3 protein-coding genes are annotated in these 20,649 nt (G+C 48.6%); 2 read left to right on the plus strand and 1 reads right to left on the minus strand.

Annotation, left to right across the window (positions count from 1 at the left end; translation table 11 throughout):
* Nucleotides 1-59: 59 nt before the first annotated feature.
* Nucleotides 60-18,737, minus strand: coding sequence for a tandem-95 repeat protein (locus R7E29_RS19490; protein ID WP_054577122.1), 18,678 nt, complete (start codon nt 18,735-18,737; stop codon nt 60-62).
* A gap of 183 nt (nt 18,738-18,920) precedes the next feature.
* On the opposite strand from R7E29_RS19490, the gene R7E29_RS19495 reads away from it, so the two are divergent.
* Both R7E29_RS19495 and R7E29_RS19500 read left to right on the plus strand, forming a co-directional pair.
* Entirely contained in the window at nt 18,921-19,289 is a 369-nt protein-coding gene (locus R7E29_RS19495; RefSeq protein ID WP_031777210.1) for a hypothetical protein, read from the plus strand.
* A gap of 9 nt (nt 19,290-19,298) precedes the next feature.
* Entirely contained in the window at nt 19,299-20,648 is a 1,350-nt protein-coding gene (locus tag R7E29_RS19500; protein WP_054577121.1) for an HlyD family type I secretion periplasmic adaptor subunit, read from the plus strand.
* Nucleotide 20,649: the final 1 nt, after the last annotated feature.

The raw sequence follows: 20,649 nt of genomic DNA on the forward strand, positions 1-20,649 counted from the left end.
AGTAGGCTCTGCATGGCTTTGGTTCGGGCAGCAATGACACTGCCCTCGTCTAGGACTGGTTACATTGAGCTTTGATCGAAATCGTTGCCTTGGTCAGTACCCGTTTGAGTATCCGAGTCGAAGCTGCCAGAGTCATCCGTGAAGTCAACACCTTGATCTTGACCTCCCGCACTTGTCCAGTCGCTGCCGCCAGATTCCATACCCGCCATGTCTGGTTGCTGATCTTGCGCAGAACCTTGCATGGTGTATTGATCATCGACTTCAACTTCAACTGTGCCACTCGCACCTTCTACCGCGCTGCCCAATTCGTCGTAACCTTGGAATTGGATTTCGCTCGTACCTTCGTAACCTTCTGGTAGGTCAACCGATACTGGTTGGTTCAGGTTGCCACTTAATGTGAAGCTGCCATCGCCATTATCCAGTGCGTTGCTTACTGATGCACCATCAGGTAGACCGGACATTTCTGCATAATCCACCGATTCGTTACCACTGACCTCATCTGGAACCGAGATAGAAATGGTATCGCCTGGCGCTGCAGTCACATCAGCTGCGCTCTCCTCTTCACTGTCTGCACCGTTTGCTGCTTGCTCTTCAGGCTGTTGCGCTTCGCCAACTTGCTGCTCTGATGATGCTTGAGCAGTTTGGATTTGTGGCTCGTCACTTTGCGCTGAATCGTCCGCAACTTGGATGCTCAGATTCTGAGTCGATACTTCACCGTTATCGTTGACCTGAACATCCATAGCTAAATTGCCATCGAAGTCATCGTTCGGCCAGTATGTCCACTCTTCATCACCTGATTTCGCGAAGAAACCTGCATCGTTTGCATCGGCGACATCCAACACTTCTGCTGAAGGGCTAATGCCAAGCTCATCAATCAACTGCGCTTCCGTTAGGGTTAGTGAACCATCATCAGCCAGTGCGTAGCCTTCGCTGGTTGTGGTTTCACCTTCACCTTGGATGTCGACATTAAAGAAGCTCTCAATGCGGTTTTCACCGTCAGTTGCAATGAAGCCAACTTGAACATCTCCGGTGTAGCCTTCTGCTGGTGTGAATTGGTAGTTACCTTGGTTATCGGTCTCTATCACACCTTGACCTTCCATTAGGCTCACTGATTCAATGCTCAAGCTGTCGCCTTCTGCATCGCTCAATGTCGATAGCATGTCGTCATTGGTGAACGACAAGGTGCCATCCGCTGCCATTTCTGTGGTAGAAATGCTGTCGATTTCTGGAGAAGCATTCTCTTGTGGTGCGTCTTCTTTCACGACCACGCCTGTTTGCTCATCATGAAGCACACCGTCTTTATCAATCACATAAGCGATATCCGCTTCACCAGTAAAGCCCGGTGCTGGATTGAATGTCCATGTGCCATCACCGTTATCGACAATCTCACCTTGGCTGCGATCAGCTAGGTGAACGAATTTCACTTCATCACCCGCGTCAGCGTCTACGTTTTCTGCCAATCCGATTAGGTCATCAGCGGTTAGGATAACTGGCTCACCCGCTAGGGTTTCGAAGTCACCTGAATCGATGCCATCTTCGAACTCTTCTGGCTCGTCACCGTAATCCACCGTTGTTGCGGTCACGGTTACGAAGAACTCGCCATTAAAGTCAGCCGGAGGCGTCATTTGCAGGTCTGAAATATCCCACTCGTTCAAATCGATGTATTGACCCGGTTCCGTAATGGTAATGGTGTTCACACCATCCGTAACTTCGAAGCCAACAGGGAAACCAGTCATCACTAGGTTACTTAACGTTTCTGAATCGTCGATTAGACCGACATTCAAGCCTAGGTGACCCGTTTCGTCCTCACCGAAGACTAACGGACCATCATGGTCGGTTGTGATGACTGCGCCATCCGCAACAGGGCGAACAAACACTGGTACATCAAGTACCGTCTCAAACTCACCGTCACTGACCACAACTTGCAAGTCAGAAACCCCTGCAAAATCGCCAGTCGGTGTGAATGTCCAAGTACCGTCACCGTTGTCTGTTACCTCACCACCATCTTCACCTTCTGCGGTGATAATGCGTGATACGACTAGGTTTTCAGTGTCGATATCGCCGAACAAGTTCATCAGGTCGCCAGCGTCGAAGGTGAATGCGCCATCCTCGTCGGTTGCCATAAAGGCATTACCCACATTGAATGGAGCATCGTTGACTGGAATAACATCCACATTCAACGAGCCTTCAACCACTTCTTCACCATCCGTCGCGGTATAGCCCAGTTCCACCAAACCATTGAAGTCTTGAGTGGTCACCAAGTGGTACATACCATCTGGTTGCTGGGTTAATGTCGCATTTGCAGGAGCACGAACCGTGATGCTTTCTACGCTGATTTCGTCACCATCAAGATCCGTAACTTGATCAGCGATGTAAGCTGGGTCAATCACCATGACCACATCTTCTTCGCCCTGCATCTGGATGGTTGGTGCTTCTGGTGCATCGTTAACCGCTTCGATGTTTAGATTGCCTTCAACTGGCGTCACTAAATCACCATCGCTGACACCGAACGACATTGGCACATCACCATTGAAGTTCTCAGCCGGAGTGAATGACCAAGTGCCATCACCGTTGTCTAGCAAGTCACCGTATTGCTCATCAATCACTAGGTCGACAGCAGACAGTTCGTCGTAGGTGTTGTCGATGTCTGTTGCGTTAGCAAGCAACATGTCCTGCGTGATTAGAATGGTGGTATCTTCGGTGCCAGCAATATTCACTGGCGTTGATTGCGGCGCATCGTTAATTGGGTTCACCGTTAGGTCGACGCCCACTTCCACGCTCGCACCATCGTTATCAATCAAGTCGAAGCTTAGGTCGATATCGCCATTGAAGTTCGCATCAGGCGTAATCGTAAAGCTACCATCTTGGTTCTCAACAACGGTTGCATTGGCAACCGCGGTTAAGTTCACTGCTTCTAGATTATCGCTGTCTACGTCACCCGCTTGAGCCAGTAACTGCTCTTGACTCAATGTGATTGAACCGTCTTCATCGACGCTGTAAGCCAAGTCGCCAGATACCGGAGCATCGTTGACTGGCAATACATCAATGTTCGCGTTGGTTGTCGCAGTTGCACCGTCTTCATCAGCGACTACTACGTCTAGGCTTACGCCACCGTTGAAGTTTTCATTTGGCGCGAAGCTGTAAGTGCCATCGTCATTCGCCGTTAGAATGCCGTCGCTACCACTGTAAGAGACGCTTTCTAGGCTCACGTCGCCTTCCACGTCACTTGATTGCGCTAGCAGTTGCTCTTCCGTGAAGATAATGACTTCGTCTTCGTTAACGGAGTAGCTAGTCGCGCCTGCGATTGGTGGGTCGTTCACCTCAAGAACAGTAATGCCAGCGGTAGTTGAATCCGTCGCCCCGTCTTCATCGACTACGACAACATCTAGGCTGACTTCACCATTGAAGTTCTCGTTTGGCGAGAAGGTGTACGTACCGTCACCATTGTCTTGGAACACGCCATCTGCGCCACTGTAGCTCACACTATCAACCGAAACATCGCCTTCAATATCTGACGAATTCGCTAGTAATTGCTCATCGCTGATTGTGATCGAGTTGTCTTCGTGTACGGTGTAAGACGTGCTACCTGCCACGGGTGGATCGTTCTCTGGCGTCACACTCACATCGATATTCGCGGTCACGGTGTCCGTGCCATCGGAAACATCGAAGGTAAAGTTTACGTCGCCATTGAAGTTTTCGTTCGGTGCGAAGCTGTATGTGCCATCGCCATTGTCAGTTAGGACACCGTCCGCGCCAGTGTATGTGACACCTTCTACCGATAGGTCATCGCCATCGATATCGGTTGCACCATCCAACAGGTCTTGATCAGTAAAGGTCAACACGCCATCTTCACCAATGGTGAACGCTTGATCTTCTGGCTGTGGTAGGTCGTTAACTGGATTAACCGTTAGATCTGCCGTCGCGACCAAGGTGTCAGAACCATCACTGATATCAAACGTGATATCAATGTCGCCATTGAAGTTCGCGTCGGGCGTAATGGTAAAGCTACCATCGTCATTAGCCGTAACCGTCGCATCACCGTCAACCACTAGGTTGGAAGCGGTTAGTGCATCACCTTCTACATCCGTTGCTTGAGCGAGAAGCTGCTCTTGGCTTAGCGTGATTGAGTTGTCTTCGTCGACACTGTAAGCCAAGTCACCCGATACTGGGGCATCATTGATTGGCAGAACATCAATGTTTGCCGTCGTCGAAGCGGTCGCACCATCTTCGTCCACGACTACAACATCAAGGTTCACTTCACCATTGAAGTTTTGGTTTGGTGCAAAGCTGAACGTACCATCACCATTGTCGGTAAAGATACCTTCGCTGCCACTGTAGCTCACGCTATCTAGTGCTACCTCACCTTCAATATCGGAAGAGTTTGCCAACAACTGTTCTGCACTGATGGTGATGACTTCATCTTCATCAATGGTGTAACTGGTTGTACCTGCGATTGGTGGATCGTTCACCTCAAGAACGATAATACCCGCTGTTGTTGTATCAACCGCGCCGTCCTCGTCAACCACGACAACATCTAGGCTAACATCGCCTGTAAAGTTTTCGTTTGGTGAGAAGGTGTAAGTACCATCGCCATTAATTTCTAGCACACCGTCGTTACCGCTGTAACTCACGCTACTGATCGCAACATCACCCTCGATATCAGACGAATTAGCCAGTAGTTGCTCATCACTGATGGTGATCGAGTTGTCTTCATGCACAGTGTAAGACGTGCTGCCTGCCACCGGTGGATCGTTCTCTGGCGTCACGCTTACATCGATATTTGCGGTCACGGTATCCGTGCCATCAGAAACATCAAAGGTGAAGTTCACGTCGCCATTGAAGTTTTCGTTTGGCGCGAAGCTGTACGTGCCATCACCATTGTCGGTTAGGACACCGTCCGCGCCAGTGTAAGTCACGCCTTCAACTGTTAGGTTGTCACCTTCTACATCCGTCGCGCCTGTTAATAGGTCTGCATCTGTAAAGGTAAGAAGACCGTCCTCACCCACGGTGAACGCTTGCTCTTGTGGCTCTGGAGCGTCATTGACTGGTGTAACGGTTAGGTCAAGACCAGCAGCAACCACTTCTTCGCCATCCGTGACATCGTAACTAAACTCAATGTCGCCGTAGAAGTTCTCGCTTGGAGTAATGGTGAAGCTGCCATCCTCGTTCATTTCAACCGTTGCATTTTCATCATTGGTGCTCAGGTTGATTGCACTTAAGTCATCGCCATCGATATCAACAGCGTGCTCCAGTAACTGCTCTTGAGTTAGCGTAATGCTGTTGTCTTCGGCAGTGACTGCAGTGATGTCACCCGTTACTTCTGGTGCATCATTGGTTGGCGAGATATGAATCGTCACATCTTGCGTCGCTGTCGCCGTTGTACCTGTATCCACATCCGTAGAGGTTGCATTTACGGTTAGCGTCACATCGCCGTTGAAGTCCGCAGAAGGGATAAACTCTAGTCCTTCTAGCTCGCCTGGTTGTAGTGACCAAGTGCCGTCACCATTATCGACACCCGCTGATAGTGCGCTGCCTTCTGGCACATCTTCAATCAAGATTGAGAGGTTTTCTGAACCATCGGTATCGCTTAACGCTGCATCGATATCAAGCGGCACTGGTGTATCTTCGGTACCAATAATTTGGTAATCCGCATCCGCTACCGTGATTTCGATGTTGTCGATACCAAACGATTCATCCCAAACGTCTTGATTCAAGGTTGAACCGAAGCCGAGTTGCAGTTCGCCATCCTCGACAGGAACCGTCAGGTTGATTTGGTGAGCTTGGTCATTCCAACCACTGAAGCCTTCACGTTGAGAGGCTCCGTGGATCACTTCACCCACTTCGTTACCGTCAGAATCGTATAGCGTTGTCGTACCATCTTGAGTACGGAACGCGGAGTTCTCCAAGGTGGTTAGCTGTTCGCCACCCACAAAGATTTGGAACGACTCGCCATCCCAAGAATCGATTTCGTAGAAGCTAAACGATATATTCACTTCATTAACATCACTTGGGATCTCGTAGGTTTTGCTGACCGTTTCATCACCGCCAGTGCCACCAATACGACCCAGCATGTCGCCCGTTTCGAAGCCTTGAGAGCTTTCAGTGTTCGCGTTCCAACCGTTCGAGCCAGACTCGAAGTTATCAGACGCAATCACCAAGTCCGAAGCAATCGACAACTCTGGCATATCAACCACAGATTGAACATCAATGTTCGCTTCAGCAGGAACCGTTGCAGTGCCATCGTTGACATCAAACGTCACGTTCACGTTGCCATCGAAGTTTTCGTTTGGTGCGAAGGTGTAAGTGCCGTCACCGTTGTCGACTAACGTACCACTGTCAGAAGCAACGTTCTCAACCGTTAGGTTATCACCATCGATATCACCTGCATTTTGCAGCAGTTGCTCTTCGGTGAAGGTGAAACTGGTGTCTTCTTGCGTAACAAACTGTGGTTGACCAACCGTTGGTAGGTCGTTCACTGGGTTCACAGTCAGATCGGCAGTGGCTTGAATGGTCGCATCGCCGTCCGTAATGTCGAAGCTCAGATCAATGTCGCCATTGAAGTCCGCATCTGGTGTGATAGTGAAGCTGCCATCGTCATTCGCAACAACGGTCGCATTGCCGTCAACAGTGAGGTTCGCCGCGGTTAGGTCATCGCCATCTACGTCGCCTGCTTGTGCAAGAAGCTGTTCTTGGCTTAGCGTGATAGAGCCATCTTCATCCACGCTGTAAGCCAAATCACCTGATACTGGAGCATCGTTGATTGGCAATACATCAATATTTGCATTGGTTGCTACCGTTGCACCGTCTTCATCGGTCACGACCACATCTAGGCTGACATCACCGTTGAAGTTTTCGTTTGGCGCGAAGCTGAATGTGCCATCGCCGTTGTCAGTAAAGATACCGTCAGAGCCGCTGTAGCTGACGCTATCAATCGCGACTTCGCCTTCAACATCAGAAGCACTCGCCAATAGCTGCTCAGAGCTGATGGTGATCACTTCGTCTTCGTTCACTGAGTAGCTGGTCGCGCCGGCAATTGGCGGATCGTTCACCTCAAGTACCGTAATACCTGCGGTGGTTGAATCCGTCGCACCGTCTTCATCGACAACCACAACGTCAAGGCTCACTTCACCATTGAAGTTCTCGTTTGGCGAGAAGGTGTAAGTGCCGTCACCATTGTCTTGGAACACGCCATCTGCGCCGCTGTAGCTCACGCTGTCGATTGCTACTTCACCTTCGACGTCAGATGAGTTAGCCAATAACTGCTCGTTACTGATGGTGATCGAATTGTCTTCATGCACCGTGTAAGAGGTGCTGCCCGCAACCGGTGGATCGTTCTCTGGCGTCACACTCACATCGATATTCGCGGTCACGGTGTCCGTACCATCGGAAACATCGAAGGTAAAGTTCACGTCGCCATTGAAGTTCTCGTTTGGCGCAAAGCTGTAGGTCCCATCACCGTTATCGGTTAGGACACCATCAGCGCCAGTGTAAGTGACACCTTCTACCGATAGGTCATCGCCATCAATATCCGTTGCGCCATCAAGCAGATCTTGGTCAGTGAAGGTCAACACACCATCTTCACCAATAGTGAACGCTTGATCTTCTGGCTGTGGTAGGTCGTTAACTGGATTAACCGTTAGATCTGCCGTCGCGACCAAGGTGTTAGAACCATCACTGATATCAAACGTGATATCAATGTCACCATTGAAGTTCGCATCAGGCGTAATGGTAAAGCTGCCATCATCGTTTGCAGTAACCGTTGCATCACCGTCAACCACTAAGTTAGTCGCGGTTAGCGCGTCCCCTTCTACATCCGATGCTTGAGCAAGAAGCTGCTCTTGGCTAAGCGTAATTGAATTGTCTTCATCGACACTGTAAGCCAAGTTGCCCGATACTGGCGCATCGTTGATTGGCAATACATCGATGTTTGCGTTAGTTGCCGCAGTTGCACCGTCTTCATCAACAACCACAACATCTAGGCTCACATCGCCATCAAAGTTGGCGTTTGGTGCGAAGCTGAATGTGCCGTCACCGTTGTCAGTAAAGATACCGTCGGAACCGCTGTAGCTGACGCTATCAATCGCAACTTCACCTTCAACGTCAGAAGCGTTCGCCAATAACTGCTCAGAGCTAATAATGATGACTTCGTCTTCGTTCACTGAGTAGCTGGTCGCGCCTGCGATTGGTGGATCGTTCACCTCAAGTACTGTAATACCTGCGGTAGTTGAATCCGTCGCACCGTCTTCATCGACCACGACAACATCTAGACTCACTTCACCATTGAAGTTCTCGTTTGGCGAGAAGGTGTACGTACCGTCACCATTGTCTTGGAACACACCATCTGTGCCGCTGTAGCTAACGCTATCAATCGATACATCACCTTCAATATCCGATGAGTTCGCTAGTAGCTGTTCATCACTGATGGTGATCGAGTTATCTTCATGCACCGTGTAAGACGTGCTGCCTGCCACTGGTGGATCGTTCTCTGGCGTCACACTCACATCGATATTCGCGGTCACGGTGTCCGTGCCATCGGAAACATCGAAGGTAAAGTTCACGTCGCCATTGAAGTTCTCATTCGGTGCGAAGCTATAGGTACCATCTCCATTGTCAGTTAGGACACCATCTGCGCCTGTGTAAGTGACACCTTCTACCGATAGGTCATCGCCATCGATGTCCGTTGCACCATCCAGCAGGTCTTGATCAGTGAAGGACAACACACCATCTTCACCAATGGTGAACGCTTGATCTTCTGGCTGCGGCAAGTCATTAACTGGGTTAACCGTTAGGTCCGCCGTTGCAACAATAGTGTCGCTGCCATCATTGATGTCGAACGTGATATCAATGTCGCCATTGAAGTTCGCATCTGGCGTGATAGTGAAGCTACCATCGTCGTTTGCCGTAACCGTTGCATCACCGTCAACCACTAGGTTAGACGCAGTCAGCGCATCACCTTCTACATCCGATGCTTGAGCAAGTAGCTGCTCTTGGCTTAGCGTAATTGAATTGTCTTCATCAACGCTGTACGCCAAGTTACCAGATACAGGTGCATCATTGATTGGTAAGACATCGACTGTGATGTAAGTATCAACCTCTGCGCCATCTTCATCGCGAATGGTCACATCCAACTGTACTTGACCGTTGAAGTTTTCATTCGGTGCAAAGCTACAAGTACCATCACCGTTTACTGAGAAGATGCCATCTGGACCGTCGTAGCTGATGCCTACTAGCTCAACATCCCCTTCAACATCCGAAGCATTCAGTAGCACTTGCGATTCACTGAAGGTTAGAACTTGGTCTTCATCGATAGTGTATGCGGTAGGACCTGCGATTGGTGGGTCATTTACCTCAATCACAGTAATGCCTGCAGTGGTCGAGTCCGTTGCACCATCTTCATCGACAACGACAACATCTAGGCTCACCTCGCCGCTGAAATTTTCGTTTGGTGAGAAGGTGTACGTACCATCACCGTTGATTTCCAGCACGCCATCGTTACCGCTGTAGCTCACGCTATCAATCGCCACTTCGCCTTCTATATCAGACGAGTTAGCCAACAGCTGTTCGTTACTAATGGTAATCGAATTGTCTTCATGAACGGTGTAAGCCGTGCTGCCTGCAACCGGTGGATCGTTCTCCGGCGTCACGCTTACGTCGATATTCGCCGTCACGGTATCCGTGCCATCGGAAACATCGAAAGTGAAGTTCACGTCGCCATTAAAGTTCTCGTTTGGTGCGAAGCTATATGTGCCATCACCATTGTCAGTAAGAACACCGTCCGCGCCTGTGTAAGTGACGCCCTCAACAGATAAGTCATCCCCTTCAATATCGGTAGCGCCTGTTAGGAGATCCGCATCAGTAAAGGTCAGCACACCATCTTCACCAATGGTGAACGCTTGATCTTGTGGTTCAGGCGCATCGTTAACTGGTGACACCAATAACTCAAGGTTGGTTGAGACAACATCATCGCCGTCAGACACATCGAACGTAAAGGTGATGTCACCATTAAAGTCCGCATCTGGCGTTAAGGTGTAAGTACCGTCACCATTGTCTGTGATGGTGATGTTTTCATCATCCGTTGCCAAGTTCAGTGCTGTCAGTTGGTCTCCATCCAAGTCACGCGCATTAGCGAGCAAATCTTCTTGCGTGATTAGGATTGAACCATCTTCTTCAACCACAGCAGAAACAGGCAATGCTTCAGGCGTATGTTCAATGTGAGCACCCGTTGCATTGACGTAGATGGTTTGAGAAACGGTTTCAGAATCATTATTTGATAGCTCTGTCGCCGTTGCCGTTACATTGATTTCTAGCTGTTGGTTAAAGTCTTCTGGCAATTGAATCTGTAGCTCTTGTTCAATTGCTGTGGTTGGAAGCGTTACAGAACCATCTGGACCGACTGTTACTTCACCGCTGTAGATCTGGCTGTTCACTTCACCTACATCAATGGTGAAGTTGAAGTCACTATAATCGGCATCGCCGCCACCGTAGAGATCTTCAAAGCCGTAAACCAGTTCACCGTCTTCGTTCACAGTAGTTCGAGTATGTTCAATGCCATCTTGGTTGAGCTCTGAGCTTGTGCCGCCATGGAAGACTGCATCACCAAATTGGCTTTGAATCACGGTTTCAGAACCATCAGCACCCACAAACACGAGTTGTGGGTCGACCGTATCCATGTTCGCAGGAGAGCCATCTGCCGCACGGAACTCATACTGACCATCTTGCATGGACGCAAAGTCATTGAAGTTATGACCGTTAGGAATCAAGAATAGGTTGAAGCTTTCCCCTTCCGAGATTTGGAAGCTGAACTGATCTTGTCCCGGAATGAGGTCACCGCCTCCGCCAACTTGAGAGGCGTTTTCGTACACCACTTCAACGCCCGTGATATTGCCGTCTTCATCAACTTTGTAATAGCCAGCTGCGTTTTGGTAACCCGCGGTTTCACCTTCAAAGGTAACCGTGATTTCAGTATCGTTAAAACTGGTGATACCGTTGTCTTGATCGTTAAGTACCCCTTCGTTGTCGTAGCTGATCACCGAACCTTCTGGAACGCCATCAACGGTCACAGTCAGCGTTTCTGACAAGTCTTGGTCAACCAATGCTGCGGCGATGTTCACTTCAACAATACCGCCTGGCTCAACCAAGATTGCTTGATCATCCACATTTCGACCATCGCCATCAGTGATGACTAGGTCTGGCGCATCTGCCACGGCTTCGATGTGAACATTAATGTCTTGCTCAACTTCATCAGTACCGTCAGAAACCGTAAAGCTGAACTGCAAGTCACCACTGAAGTGCTCTTCTGGTACGAAGCTAAATGTACCGTCAACGTTGTCCGTTACAGTACCTTCATCACCCGAGTAATTAATGCTGGTAACAGTGAGGTCATCACCATCAATATCAATCGCACCACTTAGCAGATCTTCTTGCGTGAACAGGATGCTGCCATCCTCTTCAATGTGGTACATGCCAGGCGCAACAATTGGAATGTCATTGACTGGGTTCACCGTCAATGTCATTTCATTGGCAACACTCAATTCACCGTCGCTTACTTCATAAGTAAACTCTATGTCTCCATTGAAATGTTGTGAAGGCGTAACGGTAAAGGTGCCGTCACCGTTATCCACGATAGAGGCATTAGGATCATTGGTTTCTAATGCCGTTGCGTACAGGTCATCACCATCTTGATCGCTGGCGTTTTCAAGCAGCATTTCTTGTGTCACGAGGATAGATCCATCCTCGTCCACGTCTGCCACGATTGGCGCTGCTTCTGGTGCGTCGTTGACGAACTCAACTTTCAAGTCGATGTTTGCCGCCACCACATCGGTGCCATCGCTCACATCAAACGTGAGGTCAACATTACCAAAGAAGCCCTGCTCTGGCGTTAATGTGTAAGTGCCATCGCCATTGTCTGTCACTTGAACCGTGTCGCTTAAACTCGTCACGTTAACAACAGACAGGTCATCGCCTTCGATGTCCGTCGCTTGAGCCAGCAGCTCTGCTTCAGTAATCGTGATAGCTTCACCGTCTTCTGTGGTGAAGGACAAATCAGGCACATCTGGCAGGTCGTTCACTGGGTTAACGGTGAGGTTTAGATCCGCAGCGACGGTTTCAATCGCGTCAGTTACGTCATAAGTAAATTCGATTTCACCAAAGAAGTTTTCGCTCGGTGTAATCGTAAAGCTACCATCAGCGTTCTCAACGATAGTTGCATTAGGATCGTTGGTCGATAGGTTCACCGCTTCAAGGTTGTCACCATCCACGTCCGTCGCGTTCGCTAACAAGTCTTCTTGAGTGATGGTAATTGAGCCATCTTCATCAACGACCGCATCAACTGGACCGCTAACCTCTGGACCTTCGTTGACGATCTCAACATCGATCTTCGCAGTGCTTGGTGCACTTGCTTGACCATCGCTGATGTCGAAGGTCAAGTTCACTTCACCGTAGAAGTTCGAAGTTGGCTCGAAGGTAAAGGTGTTGTCGCCGTTATCTGTCAACGTACCTTGTGACTGGTCAACAAGCAGTAGATTCTCGATATGCAGAATGTCGCCATCCACATCAGTCGCACCTGATAACAGGTCTTTTGCTTCGATGATGATGGTGCCGTTTTCTAGCATTTGAGTATGCAGCGGTGCACCAGGGACTGGCACATCGTTGACCGGAATAACGGTCAGATCTAAATGGGTATCGACTTCATCGGTGCCATCGAAGACTTTGTAATCGATGTCGACTTCACCATTGAAGTTTTCATTCGGCATAAAGGTGTAAGTGCCGTCGCCATTGTCGACAAGCTCACCGTTATCACCGCTGTAAGAGATATCAGAGATAGACAGCGCATCGCCTTCCACGTCACTTGCATTGGCAAGCAAATCATCCGCGCTAAACGTAATGCCCACATCCTCATCAGTCGACAACACAATCGGACCAGAAACGATTGGCGCATCGTTTACTGCTTCGAAGTTGATGTTGATGATGTTGTCGTCAGTGAGTTCACCATCCGTAACTTGGTAACCCAGCTCAATCTCACCGTAGAAGTTCTCATCTGGTGTGACTGTCCATGTACCATCGCCGTTGTCGGTTAACGTAGCGTGCTCCGCGTTGTCCCCCACCAGCTCAAGGTTTTGAATATCAAGAACGTCACTATCGATATCACTCGCTTGTGCTAAAAGCTGCTCTTCTGTAATTACCACAGAGGCAAACTGCGTAGAACCTTCGGTATCAATGGTCACATTTGGCAGGTCAGCGGTCAGTTCGATTTCACTGTCACCTTCACGGATATTAAGCTCTACCGTTTCCGTGATTTCCGTGCCGTCCACGCCAATAGATGTGAACACCGCTTCATCATGACAAGTTTGCGAAACCGTCATGTTTTGAACCACGTAAGTACCGTTACCTTGAATCGTACCTAGCTCAAAGTAAGACACCGGCTCGTTCACCGTTAGAGTGTAATCCGTCTCATAGCTACCACGATCTTCTTTGTGGTAAGTCATCGAGTCGATCAAGTCACCATCGGAGTTGAATGCGCGAATTTCGACTTCGGTAAAGTGGCGAGACTCTTCCATAAACCAGCCGCCTAGACCATCTAGGTGGAAGCTGATTTCGTTGATATCTTGACCTTCAACGGTCACAGTTAGTTTTTCATCACCGCTCAAGCCTTGACGGTCAGTATCACCAATACCGTGACCGATGTGTGTTTTACCATTCCACGCACCGAGTGGGTCATCATTACTTTGAACGGTAACTTTCAAATCACCATCAACAAACTCACGTGTGTAAGGGTCAACAGCAGTACCCCAATCATCGAGGCTAGCGTTGTCGTCAAAGGTACCAATTTGACTCGTATGCGTACCGTTCGCCAATGCATCATCATTTGGAATGAAGCGCACTTCCGTGTCTGCAGGAACCTCCTGCCCGACTTCTAGCTGTACCCATTCGTCATTTAGATTCGCTTCAATGATGCCGTTTTCAGGGGCTTGGTCGAGACGTAAAGCAGGCTCTTCACGCAGAGAAACACCCACTGTTTGGTCTTCTTCCGCTTGAATAAAGATCTCGTCGCCCGCTTCTGGCGCATCGTTGACAGGATTAACGGTCAGATCCAACGTGGTCAGAACATCATTTTCGCCATCGCTGATGTTGTAAGTAAAGTCCAACTCACCGTTAAAGTTTTCGGTGTGCGTAATGGTAAAAGAACCATCGTCATTGGCTACGATCGTCGCATCCGGATCATTGGTTTGTAGATTGCTGGCAACAAGGTCATCACCTTCAATGTCTGTCGCATTCGCAAGCAATTGTTCTTGCGTGATGGTGATGGCGTTATCTTCATCCACCTCCGCTTGAATGCCTGACGTTTCTGGTGCGTCGTTCACCGCGATAACATCGATGCCTGCGGTTGTTGTATCCGTTGCACCATCTTGGTCGATAACCGTAACGTCGAGAGAAATGTTACCGTCAAAGTTCTCATTTGGCGTGAAGGTATATGTGCCGTCGCCATTGTCCACGAAGCTACCGTCGTTACCAGAGTAGCTAACATTCGCCAAGGCTACATCGCCTTCCACATCAGAAGAGTTAGCTAACAACTGCTCGTCACTAATGGTGATTTGACCGTCTTCTTGAACCGTGTAAGACGTAGAACCGGCAACCGGTGGATCGTTCACTGGTGTCACGCTGACATCAATGAATGCTGGTGTTGAACCTGTGCCGTCAGACACATCGAATGTGAACTGAACATCACCGTTGAAGTTCTCATTCGGCGCGAAACTATAAGTGCCATCACCATTGTCGGTAAGTACACCATCCGCACCTGTGTAGAGAACGTTTTCGATAGACAGATCATCGCCATCAATATCCGATGCACCTTCCAATAGGTCTGCATCCGTGAACAGCAAGGTGCCATCTTCTTCTACCGTGAACTGTTGATCTTGCGCTTGTGGCAAGTCATTCACAGGATTAACCGTAATATCCAGACCAACTTGTACCGAGCCGCCATCGTTATCAATGATATCGAAGGTCAGATCTAGGTCACCGTTGTAGTTTTCATCTGGTGTGATGGTGTAGCTGCCATCATCGTTGTATTGAATTGTCGCGTTGTCATCTGTCGATAGATTGATGGCTTCAAGGTTCTCGCTATCAATATCGCCCGCTTTGGCAAGCAGTTGCTCTTGGCTTAGCGTAATTGAGCTGTCTTCGTTGATGGTGTAAGCCAAATCACCCGATACTGGTGGATCGTTGATTGGCAATACGTCGACATTGATGTGCGTATCAACGGTTGCCCCATTCTCATCTTGAATGGTCACATCCAACTGAACTTGACCATTGAAGTTCTCGTTTGGCGCAAAACTACAAGTACCATCGCCATTGACGGTAAAGATACCATCCGAGCCTTCATAGCTGATGCCAACAAGCTCTACATCACCCTCGATATCAGATGCGTTGGCAAGAATTTGTGACTCACTGAATGTCAGTACTGAATCTTCATCAATCGTGTAAGACGTTGGACCGGCAACTGGAGGGTCATTCACTTCAATGACGGTAATGCCTGCGGTCGTTTCGTCAATCGCTCCTTGCTCATCCGCCACAATCACATCAAGGCTGATGTCACCACTGAAGTTCTCATTCGGCATGAAGGTGTAAGTGCCGTCACCGTTGTCTTGGAATACGCCATCGGTGCCTGAATAGGTCACGCTATCGATGGACACTGCACCTTCCACATCTGAAGAGTTAGCCAGAAGCTGCTCGTCGGAAATGGTAATCGCGTTGTCTTCATCAACCGTGTAAGACGTTGAACCCGCAACCGGAGGATCGTTCACTGGAGTGACGCTCACGTCCACGTTGGCTGGTACGGTCTCAGTACCGTCAGAAACACCAAAGCTAAAGCTGACATCGCCGTTGAAGTTTTCATTTGGTGCAAAGGTGTAAGTACCATCACCGTGGTCAGTCAGCACACCATCGCTGCCTGTGTAGCTAATGCCATCAACCGTTAAGTTATCGCCATCGATGTCGGTCGCGCCAGCAAGCAAGTCTGCATCGGTAAACTGAAGCGTGCCATCTTCTTCAACACTGAACTGCTGGTCTTGAGGAACAGGAAGATCGTTAACTGGATTAACCGTTAGATCCGCCGTTGCTTGGATAGTGTCTGTGCCATCTGTAATGTTGAATTGGATATCAATGTCACCATTAAAGTCCGCATCTGGTGTAATCGTGAAGCTGCCATCATCGTTCGCTGTGACGGTTGCGTTTCCATCTACAGTCAAATCGCTAGCAGTCAGGTCATCGCCCTCAATATCAGACGCTTGAGAAAGAAGCTGCTCTTGGCTGAGTGTAATCGCACCGTCTTCATCAACGCTGTAAGCCAAATCACCCGATACTGGCGCATCATTGATTGGCAATACATTCACATTGATGACGGTATCAACTTCTGCTCCATCTTCATCTCGAATGGTCACATCAAGTTGAACTTGCCCGTTAAAGTTCTCGTTTGGCGCGAAGCTGCACGTGCCATCATCGTTAACGGTGAAAATGCCATCCGGACCATCGTAGCTAATGCCAACAAGCTCTACATCGCCTTCCACATCAGAGGCATTCAACAGCACTTGCGACTCACTAAAGGTCAGAACAGAATCTTCATCAATGGTGTAAGAAGTTGGTCCTGCGACTGGTGGATCGTTCACTTCCAGCACCGTAATGCCAGCAGTGGTGACATCCGTTGCGCCTTCTTCATCAGCGACGACAACATCAAGCGTCACTTCACCATTAAAGTTTTCATTTGGAGAGAAGGTGTACGTACCGTCGCCATTGATTTGCAACACACCATCGCTGCCAGAGTAGCTCACGCTATCAATCGAGACATCCCCTTCTAGATCCGAAGAATTTGCCAACAGTTGCGCGTCAGAAATGGTAATAGAGTTGTCTTCGTGAACTGTGTAAGACGTTGAACCAGCCACCGGAGGATCATTCACCGGCGTGACGCTCACATCGACATTCGCTGAAACCGTATCTGTGCCATCAGATACGTCGAAGCTGAAGTTCACATCACCGTTGAAGTTCTCATTTGGCGCAAAGCTATATGTGCCATCGCCATTGTCAGTTAGAACGCCGTCGGTGCCTTCATAGCTGATTCCCGTTACAGAAAGGTCATCGCCTTCAATGTCGGTCGCGCCAGCAAGCAGATCCGCATCAGTAAATTGCAGTGTGCCGTCTTCTTCCACACTGAATTGTTGGTCTTGAGGAACAGGGAGATCGTTGATTGGATTAACAGTTAGGTCAGCGGTTGCCTGAACGGTGTTCGTGCCATCGGAAATATCAAAGCTAATGTCGATATCACCATTGAAATCTGCGTCTGGCGTGATAGTGAAACTACCATCGTCATTTTGAGTCACCGTCGCATTGCCATCTACCGAAAGATTTGATGCCGTCAGTGCGTCGCCTTCGACATCAGAAGCTTGCGACAACAACTGTTCTTGGCTCAAACGAATCGAGCCATCTTCGTCCACCGAGTAAGCAAGATTACCAGACACCGGCGCATCATCGACTGGTGTGACGCTTACATCAATGTTGGCAGAAACCGTATCCGTGCCGTCGGACACATCAAAGCTGAAGTTCACATCACCATTGAAGTTTTCATTTGGCGCAAAAGTGTAAGTCCCATTACCGTTGTCGGTCAGGATGCCGTCACCACCGTCGTAGCTTACGCCCTCAACCGTTAGGTTATCGCCTTCAATATCCGTTGCGCCAGTAAGCAGGTCAGCATCGGTGAAGATCAGCGTGCCGTCTTCTTCCACCTCAAAGGTTTTATCTTCAGGCACTGGTGCGTCATTGATTGGACGAACAGTTAAATCAATCGAGCTAGAAATGGTTTCTTGACCATCACTGATATCAAACGTTAAGCCGAGTTCACCATTAAAATCAGTATCAGGTGTGACGGTATAAGTGCCATCACCATTATCCACAACCGATGCATTAGCACCCACTTGCACGTTGAATGCGGCAAGATCATCGCCATCAACATCACTCGCGTATCCGAGAAGTTGTTCTTGAGTGAAGGTAATAGTGCCATCTTCATCCATGATGTATGCCAGATCTTGCCCTACTTCTGGCGCGTCATTTTCACCTTCGACTTTAATCTGGAACGTTTCGCTCGTAGTTTCGGAGTCGAAATCGTCTTCTACTTGCGTCGTGGTTTCTTCGCTGGTGTCTTGTACATCCACCGCGAAGCTCTCTTCAGTGGTTTCTGAATCTAGCTCGTCACCACCTTGAGAACCTTCAGAGTCTGAAGACGCACTTGGCGCAGATGAAGTTTGTGCCGCTTGTCCTTGCGCTTCATTGCCTTCTGCGTCCGAACCACCTTCAGAGCCAGAGGCATCACCACCACCGACCGCTTGGGCACCCGCCCCAGAATCCGAACCACCGCTGCCCAGAGCCTCGTCACCTGATTCTCCGCTAGAAGCTACACTATCAACAACATTGGATTGTGCAGCGTCAGAGTCGCTGCTACTTTCAGTATCCTCTTCTTGAACTGCGCCACCCGAGCTCACTGCTTCTTCTTCCGTACCCGCGCCACTAGGATTTTCTTCCATCGCACGATTGGCTTCATCAACAGCATCTGCACTTTCAGCACCGGTCGCTACAGTCGAAGAGACGGTCGACTGCTGTTTTTCTTCTTTTGTCCCCGTATCCTTCGTTTCTGTTTGCTCTACCGCATCGTTAAGCTTTTCATTGTCTTTTTCTTGATTAGTGTCGCCTGCCATTACAGCCTCCGTTGCTTTTTAGCTAACTGATCGTGTTTAGAGGCAGTAAAGGACACCATTTTTAGAAACCAACTTTTTTATACAACTTTTTTCATACATTTCGAGTTCTATAAAAACAAAAAAATTTGAAAACCCAGTATAAAGATCCTTACTTGTTGTCATTAAAGCAATTAGTGCGGTGGGATAATGATAAATATGACAAATCTGTTGCGCTCAGTCGACAATAGCCATAAAGGGCTGCAATTGCTATTAGGCGATTTTTACCAAGATTTCAGTGACGCAGGGATTGATATTGAGATGCTGCATAAACAAAACCGTTTTGAAGCACTCAGATGTTATTCAAAAAGACTAAAGACCATTCTCGTCTTGTTATGTGATGACGACTTACCACCAAAATTGGCAAAGCTTGAACACTTAAACAAACACCATTTCCCTGCTCCTAATGAATTGATTGAGGACGTTAAAACCGAGCTTAACAACGTAAACAAACAAATTAGCCAGCTGTTAAAAATCGAAAATTCAATCGATAGCCGCACAGGTAGTGAATCGTAGGGGTGGCTCATGAGTAATAAGCAAATAGAACATCACCTCAAAAAGGCGCTCGTTTCGAACAACGAAGCTTCGAAGGTAACAACAGACGATACAATCGTGCTAGCCAGTGCAATGACCAGCGTACACAAAACCTTGCTGGTTATCTTTTTGCTTTCCATGGTGGCTATCGCCGTGGCATCTCAGGCTCGTATCGACATTGTGGTGTCGGTGCGCGGTGAGCTATTGCTCGAATCTGACATCGAAAAAGTGCAACACCTTGAAGGCGGTATTCTAGAAGAAATGCTAGTGCGCAAAGGCGAAGTGGTTTATGAAGGTCAACCTATTGCACGCCTTCGCTCTCTGGATAGAAACACTCAACTTGATACGGTAAACACAGAGATCATTCAGCTTGAGCTAGACAAGATTCGTTACGAAAGCCTGCGCGATATGGTGGAACCCGATTTTTCTGCCTACATCGAAAAGTACCCAGAATTAGTGCAAGTCAACATGAATACCTGGCAGCAAGAATTTTCTAAAAACCGTTCCAATGAAGAGTTGATCACTCACGATATCCAACATAAGAATTCGCTTATTGATTCAATGCTCAAGCGCCGTAAAAGCTCCGAGAACCAGCTCTCCTTAATACGCAAGCAGCTCAATATTAAAAACACCTTGTACAAGGAGGAAATGGCGTCTTACGTCGATGTTCTGAATATGCAGGTTCAAGAGTCAAACATGGTGCGTGAGATTGAAAACCTTGATGAGTCGGTCATGAATGAGCGCTTCCAACTCGACAAACTAGAGAAGCAGTACCGAGACTTGGTGGAGAATCGTAATGCCGAGTATCAAGCACAAATCATTCAAGCAAACAAGGACTTAAAGTTGAAACGTATATTACGTCCTCAACACTCAGATAAAGTGGATCGCCTCGTGGTTTACGCCCCTATTGACGGTGTAGTAGATAAAGTGCACTTCAATTTCCGCTCCGCTGTGATACCGCCAGGTGAAAGCATCGCGGACATTGCACCGATCAATAACGCCCTTCATGGAGAGGCGAAGATCCCGCGTAAAGACATGGGTTTTGTAGAAATCGGACAAGCGGTCAAAGTGAAGATGGATACCTACAACTTTGCCAAATACGGATTTTTGGAAGGTCGAATTGCATCGATCAGCCGTTCTTCTTATGAAGAAGAAGACGCTGAATTCTACCTCGCGGAAATCCAAATCAGTCAAAACTATCTAGAGCGCGGAGGTACACAATACAAGCTGTCCCCTTATATGGAGTTTACCGCAGACGTGAAAACAGGTTCACGCCGGGTTATCGAATACGCAGCGAAGCCGGTTATGTCGGCTATCGAAGGCGCATTCGATGAGAGGTGAT

It is taken from the genome of Vibrio sp. Vb1729 (assembly GCF_033338655.1).
Taxonomy (GTDB): Bacteria; Pseudomonadota; Gammaproteobacteria; order Enterobacterales; family Vibrionaceae; genus Vibrio; species Vibrio alginolyticus.